9 protein-coding genes and 1 pseudogene are annotated in these 18,810 nt (G+C 66.4%); 8 read left to right on the top strand and 2 right to left on the bottom strand.

The window, feature by feature from the left end:
- Nucleotides 1-93 precede the first annotated feature (93 nt).
- On the bottom strand, nucleotides 94-1,404 hold the full coding sequence (locus tag AB0M29_RS36835; RefSeq protein ID WP_365391006.1) for an NF041680 family putative transposase: 1,311 nt from the start codon (nucleotides 1,402-1,404) through the stop codon (nucleotides 94-96).
- Between the two features lie 852 nt (nucleotides 1,405-2,256).
- Here AB0M29_RS36835 and AB0M29_RS36830 point away from each other — a divergent pair.
- The 8 genes and pseudogenes from AB0M29_RS36830 to AB0M29_RS36795 all read left to right on the top strand — a co-directional run bounded on the left by AB0M29_RS36830 (nucleotide 2,257) and on the right by AB0M29_RS36795 (nucleotide 17,900).
- Entirely contained in the window at nucleotides 2,257-5,436 is a 3,180-nt protein-coding gene (locus AB0M29_RS36830; RefSeq protein ID WP_365390998.1) for a hypothetical protein, read from the top strand.
- A 261-nt stretch (nucleotides 5,437-5,697) separates the two neighbouring features.
- Nucleotides 5,698-9,177, top strand: coding sequence for a hypothetical protein (locus tag AB0M29_RS36825; protein WP_365390996.1), 3,480 nt, complete (start codon nucleotides 5,698-5,700; stop codon nucleotides 9,175-9,177).
- A gap of 339 nt (nucleotides 9,178-9,516) precedes the next feature.
- Nucleotides 9,517-9,747: a hypothetical protein gene (locus tag AB0M29_RS36820; protein WP_365390994.1), complete on the top strand. Its 231-nt coding sequence runs from the start codon at nucleotides 9,517-9,519 to the stop codon at nucleotides 9,745-9,747.
- 1,835 nt (nucleotides 9,748-11,582) lie between these two features.
- Nucleotides 11,583-14,807 carry a glycoside hydrolase family 3 C-terminal domain-containing protein gene (locus AB0M29_RS36815; protein ID WP_365390992.1) on the top strand — a complete coding sequence of 1,075 codons (3,225 nt, stop codon included), beginning with the start codon at nucleotides 11,583-11,585 and terminating at the stop codon, nucleotides 14,805-14,807.
- A gap of 621 nt (nucleotides 14,808-15,428) precedes the next feature.
- Nucleotides 15,429-16,075: pseudogene (locus AB0M29_RS36810) on the top strand (IS3 family transposase); the annotation flags it as partial.
- Nucleotides 16,075-16,368, top strand: a complete 294-nt coding sequence (locus AB0M29_RS36805; protein WP_365391004.1) for a hypothetical protein — start codon at nucleotides 16,075-16,077, stop codon at nucleotides 16,366-16,368. The pseudogene AB0M29_RS36810 and the gene AB0M29_RS36805, both read left to right, overlap by 1 nt.
- A gap of 30 nt (nucleotides 16,369-16,398) precedes the next feature.
- Complete coding sequence (locus AB0M29_RS36800; protein WP_365390990.1) at nucleotides 16,399-17,025, top strand: family 1 glycosylhydrolase; 627 nt, start codon at nucleotides 16,399-16,401, stop codon at nucleotides 17,023-17,025.
- Nucleotides 17,026-17,528: 503 nt separating this feature from the next.
- Complete coding sequence (locus AB0M29_RS36795) at nucleotides 17,529-17,900, top strand: hypothetical protein (RefSeq protein WP_365390988.1); 372 nt, start codon at nucleotides 17,529-17,531, stop codon at nucleotides 17,898-17,900.
- Nucleotides 17,901-18,602: 702 nt separating this feature from the next.
- On the opposite strand, the gene AB0M29_RS36790 is transcribed toward AB0M29_RS36795, so the two are convergent.
- On the bottom strand, nucleotides 18,603-18,810 hold a 208-nt coding region (locus tag AB0M29_RS36790), incomplete at its 5' end, for an RICIN domain-containing protein (RefSeq protein ID WP_365390986.1).

The raw sequence follows: 18,810 nt of genomic DNA, 5'->3' as shown, positions 1-18,810 counted from the left end.
AGCGGTTCGGCCGGCACCTCAACTACCGCGGCCGCCGAGCCGTCGACACCGAGATCAAACTCCTCGGCACCGTCCACAACCTCGGCAAACTCATCACCAGCACGAGGCGATCCCGCTCTTGACTCCCAGATGGGGACAGTCGTGCGACAGCCTCGTGGTCTTCGCGCGGAGGTGGCGGAACCCTCGGCGGACGCGTGCGGGGGTGAGCCGGCGCGGCTGGGCCGGTCGTTCCCAGGGGCGTCGGAGGTCTTCAGTGAGGGGGCGGGCGAGGCGGAGTTGGGTGTGGGCGGTGATGATCAGCCAGGTCCATAGGTCGGCGGTGTGCGGGTCGCGGATCTTGGGGACGGTCCAGCCGAGGGTCTGTTTGAACAGCCGGAAGGTGTGTTCCAGGTCGAATCTGCGGAGGAATGCCTGCCAGCGCAGGTCGATGTCTTCGCTGGTCATCGAGGTGCGTGAGGACCAGAGCCAGACCGGTTTCGGGTCGCGGTCGCCGGGCAGGTGCTCGACCTTCAGGCGGATCAATGTGCCGTGGATCAGGGGGAGTTCGCCGCAGTGGTCGAGCCAGGGGCCGCGGGCGGTCAGGCGTGGGTGCATCCGGTCCCAGGCGAGGGTTTCTGCCGTGCCGTAGCGGGTGGTGTCGCAGGAAGTGGCCTGGTCGGGAGCGTGCCAGGAGTCGGGCTTGGAGAAGGTGAGGACACCGCCGTGCTTGCGGGGCTGCCCGCCGCGCGGGGTGGAGCGCCTGGGGCCGGCGTCGCGAAGCATCACCCGGTCCGAGCGCAGCCGGCCGACCAACTCCACCGGAAGGTCGGCCAGGGCGTAGGCGAGGCGGGTGACGTCGTAGCCGGCGTCCATGACGATCAGGATGTCCGGGTCACCGACCTTCCACTGGCCGGCTCGCAGGAGGCGGGTGAAGACATCGCGGAGCTGGGCGGCGGTCACTGCGGTGGCGTCGTCGGCCGGGCCCAGCCGGACCGCGTCCAGCATGGCGGTCCACGATGTGCGCCCGGTTTCCAGGGCGGCGACAAAGGAGTAGGGCCAGCCGGGGATGAACTGGTCGGCACTGCGGCCCCGCCCGTAGACATGGCAGAAGAGCAGGTCTGGGCTGGTCGGGGCGTCGGGCCGCAGCCAGTTACTCACATCGACTTCCAGCACGACCCGCCCGTCGGCAGCACGGGGCAGCGGCGTGGAAGCCAGCAGCCTGCGCAGGCGACGCGGTTCCACCCAGCCGTGGTTGACCGCGTCGTACATCGCTCCGTGCCCGCGCCGGTGCTCGGCGGAGAGGGTCAAATCGACCAGGGACTTCACCGGACCGTCCGTGCAGAGAACCGCGTCGGTGAGCTCGAAGAGCGCATCCGCCCTGGTGTAGAGGCAGTCGTAGAACTGAACACGAAAGTGGGACAGCACGTCCAGCGCAGCATCAGCGGGACCTGCAGGGGCCAGACTCTTCACCAGCGGCCGTTCCTTCACGCGACGTTGCTTGACACCTCGAAGCGTGAAGAACGGCCGTCCTGCTGTCTCGCAAAGGGACCAAGATCAGCAGGTCAGGTGACTCGGCGAGGTTAAACGCCAAGCTAACTCTCTGTTCAACTTACGAAGACCCTGTTGACTGCGGTTGCCCCCGTGTCGACACTCAGGCTCCGGGCGTGCAGGCTCAACCTGGCAGGCCCGCAGCCGTAGGGCTCTAACGGCTGCCCCTCCCGTTACCGGTGCGACAGGCATCGGATGACTTTGAGTGCCGGGGAGGTGCACCGGCCCACCGGCGAGGCCCAGCCGACACGTTGACGGCTCGGCCGGCCCTTCCATTTCGTCGGGCCGCCCTCCAAGAAGTGTCAGCGCGAACGAAAGGTCGACTGATTGTCGTGCGGCGTCGCCCCGTTCGTGCGTGACCACGCCAAGTCTGTCGCGACGTATTGACAGTTGACCGAGCAGGGCTGAAGCTACCTGCCATTCATCCGATGTTTCAAAGTTGTTGCGCGAGTGTCACTTTCGGTTCGCACGGTGTGGCGCATCGACATTTCACGGAGGAACTTGATGTCTCCAGCAAGGCTTTCACGCCGCTGGCCTGCCCGGCTCCTACTCGGGCTGTTGCTCTGCCTCGCGGTCCCGGGGGTGGGACAGTGGCCCCTCGCTGCGGCTTCCGCAGCTGCTCAGACCACAACGGCGTGGCACAACGGCGGATTCTCCGTCGACACTCCCAACCTCGTGCGACGGTCGGACATTGTTCTGGGGAGGGCGAACACAAGCCATTCGCAGTTCGTGCCGCTCGGCAACGGCACGCTCGGCGCGGCGGTATGGGCGGCCAACGGGTTCACCGCGCAGCTCAACCGTTCTGACACGTTTCCTGACCGGAAGTCTCCCGGTCAGGTCGTCATTCCTGGTGTCTCCAAACTGACCGACGCGCCGGACTTCGCCGGGTACCTCGACGTCTACGACGGGATGCTCCATGAGTCTGGTGGCGGCATGACGCTGACCGCCTATGTGCGCTCCGACACGGCGCAGTTGGTCGTCGATGTGACCGGGGCGGATCCGAGCAGCATGCAGACCGCGCAAGTCAAGCTGTGGAGCGGGCGTTCACCGGCGGCGACCGCGTCGGGGAGCGCAGCCGGCTTGGCCGAGACATGGGTGGACAACCAGGGGCAGGGGGCGTCCGGGAAGACGTTCGGCTCGCTGGCAGGTGTGAGTGCTGGCGGGCGCAATGTGTCGGCATCGACCCCCGACTCTCTGACCGCGCAGGTCTCGTTCAACCCGAACGCCGACGGTACTTATCGGGTGATCGTCGCCGCGCCCACCTGGACCGGTGGCAACGCCCTGGACACGGTGAACTCCGTCATCAACGGTGACACCACCAAGACGAGTTCGGCGCTGACATCGGCCCACCTGTCGTGGTGGCACGGCTACTGGAGCTCTGCGGGGCTGATCAAGATCTCCTCTTCGGACGGTACAGGCGAGTACACCGAGAACCTACGTACCCTCTACCTCTACGACGCCGCTGCCGAACGCGGAGGGTCGGCACCTGGATCGCATGCGGGAGTCGCGGACCTGTTCAACTTCTCCGGCGACTTCCAGATGTGGGACCCGTCCGCCTACTGGATTTGGAACCTGCGCATGCAGGTGCAGGCGAACATCTCCGCTGGCAAAGCCAGTCTCAACGACCCGTTCCTCAACTTGTACGCGAGCAACGTCAACAACATCTCTTCGTGGACCGCGTCGAAGGTATCGGGAACGCAAGGGCTCTGTGTGCCGGAAACGATGCGGTTCAACGGCAACGGCTACTACGACGGGAGCGAGAGCAACGCGTCCTGCGACTCGACGATCACACCGTCCTACAACTCTCTGACGTTCAGCAGCGGCGCCGAAGTAGCTTTGTGGGTGTGGCAGGAGTATCTGGCGACCGACAACCGGGCACTGCTCCAGACCGACTATCCACTCATCAGCGGTGCCGCACGGTTCCTGCTCTCGGCTGCGACCACCGGCTCCGATGGACTGCTCCACACGACCGCCAACGCCCACGAGACCCAGTGGAAAGTCACGGATCCCACCACGAACGTCGTCGCCATGCAAGCTCTGTTCCCGGTAGCGGTGAAAGCAGCGCAGACCCTGGGGACCGATGCCGCGCTGGTCAGCCAACTCAATGCCGCGATCCCGAAGATCCCGCCGCTGCCGCGCACCGACACCGCTACGCAAACCCAGGTGCTCCCGCCGTCCGCCGACGCCGACGGCAACGACATGATCGCACTGTCGGGCCAGCCGACCGCAGCCCGGCACAATGTCGAGAACCTCGGCTTGGAAGCCGTCTGGCCGTACAACCTGATAGGCGACAACTCGCAGGACATCGCGCTGGCCAAGCGCACCTACACCTCCCGCAGCTACGTCAATGTGAACGACTGGAACTACGATCCCCTGCAAGCTGCCCGTCTCGGCCTTTCGGGCGAGGTCAAGAACGACCTGCTCGCTGACGCCAAGTCGTATCAGATGTTCCCGTCCGGCATGGGAGTCGTTACCGCAGGACAAGACCTCAGCAAGCAGCCCTACGTCGAGCAGGCAGGGGTCGTCACCGCAACCGTGGACGAGGCCCTCGTTCAGGACTACGACGGCCTGCTGCGTATCGCGCCTGCTTGGCCGACCGACTGGACCGGCGAGGGCACGGTCTACATCCAGCACAACACCAAGGTCGACGTCCAAATCGGTGGCGGCGCCACCACCACGGTCGCCATCGAGGCCGGCGCGACGCAGACCATACAGGTGCGCAGTCCGTGGCCCGGGCAGCAGGTTCAGGTCGTCAATGGCGCCACCGGTGCGGTCGTTGTAGCAGGCACCACCGCCACGACACTGGCTGTCCCGGTCGTGTCCGGCCAGTCCTACCTCGTGCAACCGACATCCGCGCCCACCACCTCGCTGCCCTACGCGCAGATCGGCGGCAGTCCAGCGACCGTGGCCAAACACCTCGGTCCGGTCCAGATCGGCCTGGACGCCGCACCGACGTTCAGCTCTCTGGCCGCGTCGTTCGACAATGTGGCGATCACTGACGATACCGCTACCAGCGCGGGCAACTTCGATGGCGGAGGGGCGAGCTTCTCCGAGCAGGCAATGACGGCCGCCGGGGCCGCACCGGGAGCCACGGTGAAGGCATCAGGACTCGCTTTCACCTGGCCGAACGCCTCCGCCGGCAGCAAGGACAACACAGTCGCCAACGGGCAGACGATCACGATGAGCGGTTCGGGCACGCTCGGCTTCCTGACGTCGGCGAGCTACGGCCCTGCCACGGGCACGGGACAGATCACCTACACCGACGGCACCGTGCAGGACTACACCCTCACTACGCCGGACTGGTTCTCCACCACCGGACCTGTGGCTGTCAGCTCCGCCTACCAAAACCGTCAAGGCAACACCCAATATGCCCACACCGCTGACACGTTCGCTCAAACAGTCACGCTGGGTACTGGCAAGACCATCGCGAAGTTGACGCTGCCGACCGTCGGCCCGCTGGCCGAACATGCCCCCGCCCTGCACGTCTTCGCGATCACCACCTCCGGTGCGACGCCACCTGTGGTCAGTCTGCGCGCGCATGCAGACGGCAAGTACGTCACTGCTGAAAACGCCGGCGCGTCCGCACTTATCGCCAACCGAACCACGATCAGTACCTGGGAGCAGTTCGACAAAATCGACCTGGGCGATGGCAACATCGCCCTGCGCGCCCACGCGAACAATCAGTACGTATGCGCGGACAACACTGGCTCATCGCCACTCATCGCCAACCGCACCGCAGTGGGAACCTGGGAAACCTTCAACCTCATCCACAACTCCGACGGCAGCGTCAGCCTGCGCTCCCTGGCCAACAACCAAATCGTCACCGCGGAGAACGCCGGAGGCTCCCCGCTGATCGCCAACCGCACGGCCATCGACGTCTGGGAGAAGTTCGATCTGATCAACGACTGATCAGACGTCGACGAAGGAGGCGGCTGCGCCGCCCGAAACACCAAGGGCGGAGCAGGGCAACCCAGTGCGGAAAGAGGCGGTGTGCCCCTATCCAGGCACCGGAATCCTGCCTGGATGTAGCACTCGAGTATGGCCTGACTGCTCATCGTGACCGATCAGCAGCACCGTGGGCGGCCACCCACCTACTTTGCGGCTCGGGTCGGCCGCCGCACGAGGCGACCCCGAGTCGACAGAGCCGGGACAAATGAGAGGGTTAGTTCAATGGCACGTTATCGAGGTGGGGCCTTCCTCGCCCTGGCCGGTCTTGTCATGGCATGTATCGGCGTCACGGGAGTGGCGCACGCCGCCGCCTCGGTGACGTTCTTTGCCACACCAGGGGGGTCGTCGTCGGCGGCGTGTAGCCAGACTGCACCGTGTTCGCTGTCCGGCGCCCAAGCGCGAGTGCGTAGTTTCTCCCAGAGCAATGCCGGTGCCGATGTGACGGTGCTGGTGGGGGACGGAATGTACCGGCTGTCCAGCGGGCTGGAGTTCGGCACCGCCGATTCCGGCAGTTCGGGTCATCCGGTGGTGTGGCGGGCCGCGCCGGGGGCTCATCCGGTGGTCTCTGGCGGGTATCGGGCTACTGGGTGGGCTCCGGTGGCCGGCACAAGCTTGATGTCGGCGAAGGTGCCGGCCGGCACTCTGACCCGGCAGGTCTACATCAACGGGGCGGACATTCCAGTCGCGCAAGCGAGTCCCAGTTCGCTGGGGTGGAAACTGTCGTCGTGGGACTCGACAGGGTTCCAGGTCAGCGATCAATACACAGCTTCGGCTCTGCTGAACATGGCCTCGGGGCTCAACTCGACGCAGGTGGGCGAGATCCAGTTCGAGTGGTCGCCGATGGCTGAGACGGACTGGGCTTCTGCGCAGTGCCCGGTTGATGGCATCGTGGCGGGCTCCAACCCGGGTACGGCGACGGTGAAGATGGCGCAGCCGTGCTGGAACAACCTGACGAACAAGTCGGCCACGGTGTACGGCCACAATGACCACACTGACAATGTCTCGCCGTACAACCTCGCCGTCGGCGTCGGTCCGACGCTGGTGAAGAACGCCCGTGCATGGCTGCGCCCGGGCCAGTGGTACCTGGACAATTCCGGTGACACGCTGTACTACCAGCCGGTGGCTGGGCAGCAGATGTCGGCTCTGGACGTGGAAGTGCCGCAGGTGGAGTCCCTGGTGTCGGTGGCCGGCACCCTGAACAATCCGGTGCACGACCTCACCTTCGCCGGCATCCGGTTCACCACCGCGACCTGGAATGATCCCTCGGGACCCACGGGCTTCGCCCAAGTGCAGGCAGGGCTGATGGTCAACCAGCCGAACCACGTCTCCAACGGCGCAGTGCAGCCGGCCACGCAGGGTGAATGCGGGTTCGCGACCCCCGCCGCCGGTTCGTGTCCGTGGGGAGCGTTCGCACAGCCACTGGCCAATATTCAGCTCACCGCGGCGCGCAACGTGCAGTTCCTGTCCGACCGGTTCGATGATCTGGGCGGCACGGCGCTGGGCATGAAGTACGGCAGCAGCAACAACACGGTGCGCGGAAGCCTGTTCTCTGAGATCGGGGCGGCCGGAGTCTGGCTAGGCTGCGCGGCCGACCCGACCCCCGGCAGCAGCGACGATCCCGTCTCCACCGTGATCCAGGAATGCTCGGCCAACCCGGCGGCCTCGGCAGGTGACCAGTTCGGGCCCGGCGGCGTGAACGAGATCATGACCGGGAACACGATCGACAACAACGTGCTCCGCCGGGCGGGCATCGACTACCTGGGCACCGTCGGTGTCACGATGATGTTCACCCGGCACAGCACCATCAGTCACAACGACATCGCCTACATGCCCTACGACGGGCTGACCTCCGGCGCCTGGGAAGGGCACACCGACAATGTGAGGATAGGTCCGACCCGTAGTGACCAGACCAACACCAACATCAACTCGAACAATGTCATCAGTGACAACCACATCCACAACAACATGCAGGTCTACACGGGCGACGGCGGAGCCCTCTACTCCGAGGGCCACCAGGGCGCGACCGTCCTGAACAGCGACGGCTCGGCGGATGTCGGTGCCTCCTACGCCAACGGGCTCGCTATTACCGGCAACGTGCTGGAAGCGTCCAACCGCGGCTACGCCTACGCGGCAGACGTGGGCTCGCAGTGGGTCATGATGTCCGGCAACGTTGAATTCCACAACAACAACTCGTTCTCCTGCAACTGGCCCACCCCGCAGACGTCCCGACTGACGTTCACCGGCAACTGGGCCGCCGACAGTGGCGACGGCAGCTGCGGTAGTGCGTCGATCTATTACGCGAACACCTCGCTCCGCGCCGACCCTGGCCCATCCGACCTGCCCAGCAGCGTGCTGTCCAATGCCGGTCCGACCGCGCAGTACCAGGACGTGGAAGCCGCCCTGCCGCCGCGAGCCGACTACGTCGGGTTCTCTTCCGGCAAGGCTCTGCTCAGCGGCTCCGGATTCACTCCCGGCATCCCCGTCTATGTCAAGGGGACCCCGGCCAGCGGGGTTACCTACCTGTCCGGCGGATTCCTGACCGTGCCGGTGCCCTCCGGGACCAGCGCCTCCGACATCACCGTCGGCCTGCCCACCGGAGCCGCCCGGATCAACGACACCGACGCCTCCATCACGTACAACGGATACAACCTGTACAGCAACCGTGGATACGGCGACCTCGGTGACGACATCCACTACGGCGCCGTCGGCGCCACCGCGACCTACGCCTTCACCGGCACCGGTATCCAGGTGTTCGGCGAGCAGTACACCGACCAGGGCACCATCGGCGTCAGCATTGACGGCGGCGCCCGGACAGTTGTCAGCACTGTCCCGGCCGACGGCCGACGCCACAGCAACGTGCCGCTGTACACGAAGACAGGCCTTGCCGCTGGCTCTCACACCGTCGTGGTGACCGCGCTCACCGGAACTGTGAGCACCCTGGACGGCTTCGCGGTTTTGAGCACCGTCCGAGTCGACGACACCAGCCAAAGCATCGCGTACGACGGCTTCGCCCTCTCCAGCGGTCGTACGAACCTCGGTGATCTCAACAGCGATGTGCATTTCGCTACGGCCAACGGGTCCACCGCGACATTCACGTTCACCGGTACTGGTATCCAGGTGTTCGGCGAGCAATATACCGACCAGGGCGTCATCGGCGTCACCGTCGACGGCGGCGCCCAGACGATCGTCAGTGCCGTCAGCAGTGACGGTCAACGCCACTCCAACACGCCCGTCTACACCACAGCGGGGCTGCCGTTCGGCGCCCACACGGTCACCGTGACCAAGCTGTCCGGAACCTACAGCACCATCGATGGCTTCCAGGTACTCAACACCGGGCGCTTGGACGATACTGACCCGGCGATCACGTACGACGGCTTTGCCCTCTCCAGCGGTCGTACGAACCTCGGCGATCTCAACAGCGATGTCCATTTCGCTACGGCCAACGGGTCCACCGCGACATTCACGTTCACCGGTACTGGTATCCAGGTGTTCGGCGAGCAATATACCGACCAAGGCGCCATCGGCGTCAGCATCGACGGCGGCGCCCAGACCGTCGTCGACACCGTTCCGGCAGACGGACAGCGCCACACCAACGTCGCCGTCCACACGGTCACTGGACTCGACGGCGGTATCCATTCCGTCGTGGTGACCAAGCTGTCCGGAACATACGCCACCCTCGACGGCTTCACTGTCGCCAACTGACGGACCACAGATGGCACATCAAGAGGCGGCTCGGAAATCGCTGAGCCGCCTCTCGTCCACAACGCCGGACGCCCCGCGCAGAAACGGGGGACGCGGACCATGTCGGCCACCACGAGGCGAGCTTCAGATCCCCGAGGCCTGTCAGGAGAGCGACGGGACGAGGCAGCTCAGCGGGTACTCGGGATTTCGGATTGTCCTCGGGCGTGCCCGGTGACGACACCTGCGGCATACCGTCGGCGTAAGGTATGCGGAGGTGGGCTGACAGCTGAGCGTCGGGCGTTTCGCGCGAGGATCCGGCTCCAGGCCGGTGAACGGTTCGCGGCGGGGGAGAAGGCCGCAGTGATCGGCGAGGACCTGCGGGCGGGTTGGAACGCTGGCGCCGCGACTGGCGCCAGGGCGGGCTTGCGCCAGGCCGGGCCAGCGAACACCCAAGCCGTCACCGACGCCCAGGTCGCCCGGCTCGAGGAGGAACTCGGCAAGAGCCCAGCCGGGCGTCGCTTCGAAGAGCAGCGGTGGACCCTGGCTCGGGTGCAGGCGGTGCCAGCCACAAATGTGGCGTCGATCGGCTGAGGCTTGGCGAGGCTGACGTACCTGCTCCGATTGCCCTCAGACCAGGATCATCGAGGCGTCGAGTGGCTGGGCGGTGGCGCCGAGCGGCAGCGCGTGGTCGGTCTCGATGAAGCCCCTGCGCCGGCTTTTGGCAACGGCTCGCGGTCGAGGTGAGCGGTAGATCAGCCGACTGGGCGCCGATAAGGGTTTGGTAGGCGCGCTGTGACGCACGCGCATGACGGGCTATGACCCTCCTCGGACCCGGGCGCGATGTTTTGGGGGCATCAGGCCCTGGACGGCTTCGTCCTCGAAGCAGAGCCACGCGCCCAGGTCCGCCGCCGTCCCCTTATAACTGGCCGCTATTTGTGCTTCCAGGTGATCTTCTCCTCCGTCGCTCGGTGGTTTGCGGCGGGGGACATGCACGCTCCAGCCGATGCGGTGAAGCAGTAGATCCAGCCCACCGCGGTCATGGTGGATGCCGGGGACGCTCACGGGCTCGTACACCGAAACGGCGGACCTCCGAGGCCTGTGGCTCGCGGGCTGACACTGCCGGGCTCCGTCGGAGCCCTGCCCTTGGGGGCATGTGAGCAGGCCAAACTCGCTCGTGGAGCACGGTGTTGAGCGGCCTGGCGAGTTGCCTGCGTGAAGGGTGTGCAGGCGAGTGCTGATGTAGGCAAGGATCCGTTCGAGATATGAACGAGGTCAGCCGCCACAGAGGAGAGGGCGTTGATGCCTTGGGGGCCCGTCGTGCTACTCACTCGGGGGCGAAGTGGGGCTAGGCGCCGACCGCCAGCATGGGTGCGTGTCCTCGGGCCGCCTTCGCGTCGCTCTGCGCCGACGACGCCGGTTACCTGGAGTTGGGATCTGAAGTGGCTGGTCAACCCGATCTATTTGTGGGGTGCCTTGATCATGTGACGCAGTCACACGGTGAGCGATCTGCCTATTCGGCGAGTCTTCAGGTAGGGACCGAACTGCCGCTCAGGAGATAGATCCGATCAATCTGTGTGTGGAGGCTTGACGGCCCAGTCGCCGGAGTGTTTCATCACTTGTCAGCACCATCCAACCTCGATGACACCTCAACTTCGCTCGGTCCGGGCTGGGTACGCAGTTCCCGTGTCATCACTATGTGGCCTCTCAGCGCGCTGCCGGACCCTTTGCAAGGTGCCCTTCCCGATGCTTGGCCGTCTCGTGCCGGACGTCCATTCAGCTGTCAGGATCTGTATGTGTCTGGCGTCGGCCCCCGATGCGCGCTCGGGTTGCCAAACGGAGTCACGTCGCTGTCAGGCTGGTGGCGCCCAGGCAGCGGACAACGAATTGACACATTGTCATGCGTACTCGCCGCCGCCTACGGGCTTCGGCTTTCGTTTCCCTCACACGACCGCACGACGGGCCACATCCCCCCAACACGAGACGAGGCAAGAGGAATGCGATCGCGTCGAGGCCGCGCACTGTCTGCAGCTACCGTGAGTCCAGGACGGGGCAGCGGGCGCGGACGCCGACCCACGACGGAAACGCCGCGGGTCGCTGAGGGACAGAGCCCGGCGGGCACAGGGCAGGGCCTTACCTCCGGACGATTACCGCACCCACCGCTCCGGGGCTGTCAACCGGGGAGTCTCTGCTGAGATCGCGAGATCCCCGCTTCACCCACTGGGCGGCGACAGACGGCCGGGAGAGACCCATTCGTCCGCTGGCCACATTGAGGCGTTCTCCGAGTAGCTGGGCCAGCGCAGTGGGGCGCCTTTCTTCGGGATCGAGTCTCCTGTCCTGGCTTCCCAGTTCCAGCTCACCCCACTTGGTCCGGCCGCCGAGCCCCTCGGCATTAGGGCTAAGGAAACTTGCAATGCAAGGAGGGCATCATGCTCATATCCCGCGCGAGAGCGAGACGCGGCCGCTTCCGGATTGGGGCGGTCGCTATGGCCGTCGGCCTGACCTCGTTTGTCGGGGTCTGTAACGCCCCCCCGCCCGCGGTGGCGGCCACGGGCGCTGGCTCGGCCGCATGTCCATGGGTGGGGTCCAGTGCACCGATTCCGCAGCGTGTGAACCAGCTGCTTTCTCACATGTCGCTGTCGCAAGAGGTAAGCCTGCTGACGGGTGCGTCAGGCTCGAGGTACGTCGGGTTCATTCCGGCGATCGGGGCGCTGTGCATACCTGCGCTCAACCTGCACGACGGGCCGGCCGGTCCTGGCCAGGGAATGCCCGGGGTGACCCAATTGCCTGCGCCCGTCAGCCTCGCGGCGAGCTGGGACACCTCCGCCGGACAGACCTACGGTTCGCTCGTCGGGTCCGAGCAGGCGTCGAAGGGTACGACGATCGGTCTTGGTCCGACCGTCGACATCGTGCGTGACCCGCGCTTCGACCGGGCATTCGAGACCTTCGGTGAGGACCCGTATCTCAACGGGCAGATGGGAGCCGCCGACATCCGCGGTGTGCAATCGACCGGGGTGATGGCCCAGGTCAAGCACATCGCCGCCTACAACACGGACACCAACCGCAATGCGATCGACGCGATGGTGGACACGCGGACGCTGCAGGAGCTCTACCTGCCCGCCTTCCGCACCTCGATCCAGCAGGGCGTGCCCTCGTCCGTGATGTGTGCCACCAGCTACGTCAACGGGGACCCGGCTTGCCAGGGTTCGTATCTGCTGACGTCGGCGCTTCGCCAGCAGTTCGGCTTTTCCGGGTTCGTCACCTCCGACTGGGGAGCGATCTACCCCCGCAACTCCACGGACGCCACGATCAAGGCCGCGAAGGCGGGCTTGAACCAGGACATGCCGGGAGACGACGGCAACTACGGCAGTGCTCTGGTCAACTCGGTCACCAGCGGAGCTCTGCCCCGTTCGACCGTGGACACGCTCACCTCGCAGGTGCTGAGCGAGATGTTCGCCTTCGGCCTGTTCGACAGGGCACCAAGCGGTTCCTTCGTCCAGCCCGCGACCAGCGCCGCGCATGTGAAGACGGCCAAGGAGCTCTCCCAGGAGGGAACGGTGCTGCTGAAGAACAGCGGCAACGTCCTGCCCCTTGGGCCGAACGTGTCGTCGATCGCGGTGATCGGAAAGGACGCCGACAGCGGGGCGCTGACCGCAGGAGGCGGCAGTGCCAACGTGGCCTCGAGCGGCACCGTTACCCCGCTGCAGGGCATCACCGCCCGCGCGGGCAACACCACCAATGTCGTCTACGACGACGGTGCCAGCACCAGTTCCGCCGCCGCCAAGGCCGCCTCTTCCTCCGTTGCCGTAGTGTTCGTCGGCAAGTACGAATCGGAGAACAAGGCCCCGGCGGAGGACTCCGACATCAACCTGTCCGACGCGGACAACGCATTGGTCACCGATGTAGCCAAGGCCAACCCCCACACGATCGTGGTCCTCAACACGGGCTCCGCGGTGGCGATGCCGTGGGTGAACAGTGCCGCCGCGGTGCTCGAAGCCTGGTATCCCGGCCAAGAGAGTGGCAATGCCATCGCCGAACTGCTCTTCGGGGACGCCAACCCTTCCGGGCACCTGCCGGTTACCTTCCCCACCTCCCTATCCCAGACCCCCACGAACACCACCGCGCAATGGCCCGGAACGAACGGCACGGAGCAGTTCTCGGAGGGCTTGAACGTGGGGTACCGCTGGTATGACACGAAGGGTCTCACCCCGCTCTTCCCCTTCGGTTACGGCCTGTCCTACACCAGTTTCTCCTTCAGCAACCTGTCCGTCAGTCCTCTGGCCAAGGGCGGCAAGGCGACGGTCATCGCGACCGTGACCAACACCGGCTCGCGCCAGGGCGCCGACGTCGCCCAGCTCTACCTCACCGCGCCCGCCTCCTCCGGAGAACCCCCCAAGCGCCTCGCCGGCTTCACACGCGTCGACCTGCAGCCCGGCCAGAGCAAGACCGTCACCTTCCCACTGACCGAGAAGGACTTGCAGTACTGGGACTCCGGCACGTCAGACTGGTCAACGGCCACCGGCACCTACACGGTCTCCGTCGGCGACTCCAGCCGCGACCTGCCCCTGAGCGGCACTCTCCCCGTGGTGGCTGCACAACTGGGCCAGCCCGTCACCATCAGCAACCCCGGGCCGCAGGAAGGCATCGCCGGAGCTCCCGTCACCCTCCCGATCTCCGCACGTGACTCCACCAGCGGCCAGACCCTGGCCTACACCGCGACGGGACTACCCGCCGGCGTGACCATCAACCCCGACACCGGCGCCATCACCGGCACACCCACCACGGCAGGCACCACCACCGCCACCATCACGGCCCAAGACGGCGCGGGAGCCACCGCCAGCACCGCCTTCACCTGGACCGTCACCCCGGTGGGCTCCGGTATCCCGACGACCCCGCTGATCGGCTACAAGAACCTGTGCCTCGACGTGTTCGCCGCCGACAACACCGACAGCACGAAGGCCGACATCTACACCTGCAACGGCACCACGGCACAGGACTGGACCGTCACACCCGAGGGCAGCGGTGGCACGGTGACTGTGCAGGCACTCGGCAAGTGCCTCGACGTCCGGTACGCCGCCACCACCAACGGAACACCGGTCCAGCTCTACACCTGCAACGGCACCGGTGCACAATCCTGGATCCACCGGGCCGACGGATCGCTCTTCAATCCGCATTCAGGCCGGTGCCTTGACGACCCCGCAAGCTCTTCCGACCTGGGCACACCACTCCAGATCTGGGACTGCAACGGTGCGGCTAGCCAGAGGTGGGTCTCACCCGCGGCCGGTCCCGTCACCGGCTACTCCGCACTGTGCTTGGACGTCCGCTTCGCCCAGAGCGCCGACGGCACACCGGTGCAGGTCTACACCTGCAACGACACAGTCGCGCAGTATTGGAACCGTACGCCGGACAGCACCCTGCAGGCCCTCGGCAAGTGCCTGGACGTCGCGGGCGGCGGCACCGCGAGTGGCACCCCGGTCCAGCTGTGGACATGCAACGGCGGGGGCGGTCAGCAGTGGGTACCTCAGGCCGACGGAACACTGCGCAACCCCGCATCCGGAAGATGCCTGGAGGACAGCGGAGCGGGCGGCTCCGGTACCCAGGCCCAGATCGGAGACTGCAACGCGAGCGCAGCCCAGAAGTGGGCCCTTCCCTGAGCAACGGTGAGCGGGACGGAACCGATCGGGATTCGGCCCGGCCGATAGGCGAGTGATGACCGCTGCTGTTGTGGCCAACGGTTTCGGTCGCCGGCAAGCAGTGAGAGGCGCCCCGACCCGAGACCGCCCCTCACCGCTTCCTCAACGACCGGGCCTCTGGCGTGCGAAGTGGATTCGCTTGGTGCGTCAGAGGCTCGCTTAACGAATACGGAGGCGGGCTTCGACCGCTGTACAACCACGCGACGAGCGCGTTGGCGAAGCTCCTAGTGACTCATGGCGGCGCCGGGGAGTGGCAACGGCCGTCAGCGCGTCCTGGACGAGCCACCGGGACTGCTACGGAGTCCCCGGGGCAGCGTCCCACGGGGCACTTCAGCAGGGTTGTCAGTATTTGTGCGGAATCTGGCCTTTACACCTTCGTCTAAGCGCTTAGATCGCTGATTTGGCGGTGCTGCACGCCATCCCGGCGGAACGGGGAGGGGAGAGGAGCAGTGTGATGCTCAAACAGAGTAGGCGTGACCCTGTCCGCCCTCCTAATCTCCTGCGACGCACAGCCGGTGAGGCGACCCCGGCGGTGTGGACATACTGACAATGGATCTTGCAGATCCAAGGGAAGGTGTCCTGGTGGGACGGAAGTCTCCGTATCCGGAGGAGTTCAGGAACGATGCAGTCGCGCTGTACCGCGCGGCGGGCGGGGAGCGCACGTATGCCGCGGTCGCGGCGGACGTCGGGGTGACCGGCGAGACGCTCCGCAGCCGGGTGAGCCAGGCCGACGAATACGCCAGCCGCGATCGCAGCCGCAGCGATCAGACCGGGGCGAGCCGGGGCGAGGAACTGACCCGGCTGCGGGCGGAAATCGGCCGGCTGCGCAACGCGGAGAAGGAGTGGGAGTTCGAGCGGGAGATCCTGCTCCGGGCAGCTGCGTATTTTGCTCGGGAGGTGAAGTGAAGGACCACCGCTGGTACTTCATCTCCGAGAATCGCGCCGACTTCGGTGTTCAGCGGATATGTCGGGTCCTTCAGGTCTCGCGTTCGGGCTACTACCAGTGGCTCGCCAGCATGCGGGCCCGCGCCATGCGGCAGGCCGCCGAGGACGCCCTGGTCGCGGAGATCCGCGAGGTTCACACCGCGCACAAGGGCACCTACGGGGTCCGGCGCGTCCATGCCGAGCGGCGGGGCTTCGGGCACACCATCAACCGCAAGCGCGTCGAGCGGCTGATGCGGCGGCACGGCATCGAGGGCCGTCACCTGCGGCGCCGCAAGCGCACGACCTGCCCCGCTGGTTTGACCGACGCGGCGGCTGGCAGGCACCCGACGCAGCTGACCCGTTCGCTCGGTACACCCAGGCCATCCTGCCCGTACTGGTCGGCCAGGTGGAATGGGTATGCACCATCAACGAACCAACGGCGTCGCGCACGCCGCCGGCCAGCCCAACACGAAGCTGTTGCCCAACCATGTCTACGCCCTGCCCGACCCGCAGGTCTCCCACACCCTGGTCCACGCCCACCGCAAGAGCCGCGAGGTGCTTTCCACCCTCACCGGGGCCAAGTCCGGATGGGCAGTAGCCACCCAGGCGCTGCAGCCTGAGCCCGGTTGTGAGCAGATCGCCCGGACCTTCGGCCACCCCCGGGAGGACTTCTTCCTCAAAGCCGCTCGCGGTGACGACTTCATCGGTGTCCAGGCATACACCCGCACCATCATCGGCGCCGAAGGGTCCCAAGCCACCTCGCGAGGACGCCGAGAAGACCCTCATGGGCTGGGAGTACTACCCGCCCCCCGTCGGGGACGGCATCCGCAGCGCCTGGAAACTCATCGACGGCGTCCCCATCATCGTCACCGAGAACGGCATCGCCACCGCCGACGACACGCGCCGCATCGCCTACACCACCGGCGCCCTGACCGCCGTCCACCAAGCCCTGGCCGACGGCATCAACGTCGGTGGCTACCTCTACTGGTCAGCCCTCGACCACTACGAGTGGGGCTCCTTCCGCCCCACGTTCGGCCTCATCGCCGTCGACCGCCACAGCTTCGCCCGTACGCCCAAGCCCAGCGCGTACTGGCTCGGCGAAGTCGCCAAGACCGGCCGCGACCCTCTCCTCTCGGAGTCCTTCGGGCTCCGACGTCCGCCGGCGTGTGTCGGCCGCTTGAATGGCCATCGTCCGATGGCGATCCCCAGCGCCGTGGTGGCGCGACGCCGTGATGTACCAGATTTATCTGCGTAGTTTTCGCGACGGTAACGGCGACGGTCTGGGCGACCTCCACCGCGCAAGGGCCGGACCGTCTTACCTGGCCATGCTCGGCGTCGATGGCCTATGGCTAAGTCCCTGCTTCCCATCCCCGCGGCACGACCCGGCTATGAGGCCGCCAACTACTGTGCCATCGACCCGCTCTTCGGCGACCTCGCCGAGTTCATCTGCTGGTCGGCGACGCACACAAGCTGGGACCCATGGTCATCCTGCAATCGTCCCCAACCACTGTTCCCGCCAGCACCCGCGGTTCCGCGAGGCGCTGGCGGCTGGGCCAGCAAGCGCCGCCCGCGCCAGGTTCCACTTCGCCGACGGGCGCGCAGAGCGCGGGGGAATGCCGCCCACAAGTGGCGCGCCATGTTCGGCAGTCCCGCGTGGGCCCGGGTCCCGGAAACCGACGGTCGGCCAGGACAGCGGTATCTGCACCCTTTCACCCCGCATGACCCGACTTCAACTGGCGTGGCCCAAAGGTCGCGGAGGTGTTCGACGAGGTACTGCGGCTCTGGCTTGACTGGGCAGTTGACGGCTTCCGCATCAATGCCGCAGTCGGCCTGTTCAAGTACCCAGGCCTATCCGACTCGCCCGACCCCGCCGCCGCCGAAGACGCCCGCGACGCCGGCAACCCACTGGCATGGAAACAGCCCGAAGTAAACAAGGTCTGGCGCTGCTGGCGGGCGATCTGCGACACCTACACCGCGATTGACGGCCATGAGCGCATCCTCGCCGGAGAGGTGGTCATGCCCGCCCCGCGATTCAGGCAGCCCATCTACGACCCGACGAGCTCCACCAACCCTTCTACTGCGACCTGCTGGACGCCCCCTGGGACGCCGCAGGGTTCCATGCCCAGATAGACGCCGCCCGGCGCACATTACTTCCATCGGCGCCCCGGTCACCTGGGGCGATGAATATCCATGATCAGCAGAGCGCCCCACCCGCTACAGCAGAGGGGCGCTGCCCGCGGGGCGGACGCGGAGCGCAGAGCGGCCAGGGCGCGCGCCGCGGCGCTGCTAATGCTCGCACTGCCCGGCAGCGCATACCTCTACCAAGGCAAGGAACTCGGCCTCCCCGAAGCCACCGACCTGCGACCGGAAGCGCTTACCGCCCCCCATCGTGGCCGCGACCGTTGATCCGACCAGAGGCCGCGTCGTGGCTGCCGCAGCCGCCCTGGTTCGTCCGCTACGCCGTGCAGTGCCAACGTGCCGACAGCGCGTCGAGCTGGCAGCTCTTCCGTGATGCGCTGCGACGGCGCAGCAGCCTCACGTCGTTCCGCGACACCACGCTGAGCTGGTTGCCAGGTCCTCGTGACACATTGGTGCCGGGAAGACCGCTGCTGTCCAGATTTCCGTGTGACGAGGGCAAGCTTGCAGCAAACAGCGCTGCATGGTGGCTGGTGGACCGCCTGCCGCACTGATTGTCCGCACCTGCGGCAATGGGGCTGGCCGCGGCGAGGCAGGGGTCGGGCGCCGGCCCGTGACAGGGTACGGGCCGGCGACCGGTTCCTTGAGGTGGGCCGACGTCGAGGACCGCCGTCGGCCGGCCGCGCACGGGACGGGTCAGATAGGTGGCGTCATCCACTGCTGGTTGGCGGCTGCGTTGCAGTCGGAGATCTGGAGCCGGGTGCCGTTGGCGCTGTTGGTGCCTGCGGAGGCGAGGCAGCGGCCTGAGCGGGGGTTGATGAGTGAGTTGTTGGGGCCGCGGGTCCAGTCTTGGGCTGCGGTGCTGTTGCAGTCGTAGAGCTGGACCTGTGTGCCGTTGGCGGTT

It is taken from the genome of Streptomyces sp. NPDC051976 (genome assembly GCF_040680795.1).
Classification (GTDB): domain Bacteria; phylum Actinomycetota; class Actinomycetes; order Streptomycetales; family Streptomycetaceae; genus Actinacidiphila.
Note: the sequence above shows the minus strand (reverse complement) of the source record. Positions and strands in the feature narration are given on the sequence as shown.

Bases quoted from the DNA above. Each gene is read 5' to 3' on its own strand.
- AB0M29_RS36825 (WP_365390996.1), top strand. From the start codon at position 5,698: ATGGCACGTTATCGAGGTGGGGCCTTCCTCGCCCTGGCCGGTCTTGTC.
- AB0M29_RS36815 (WP_365390992.1), top strand. From the start codon at position 11,583: ATGCTCATATCCCGCGCGAGAGCGAGACGCGGCCGCTTCCGGATTGGG.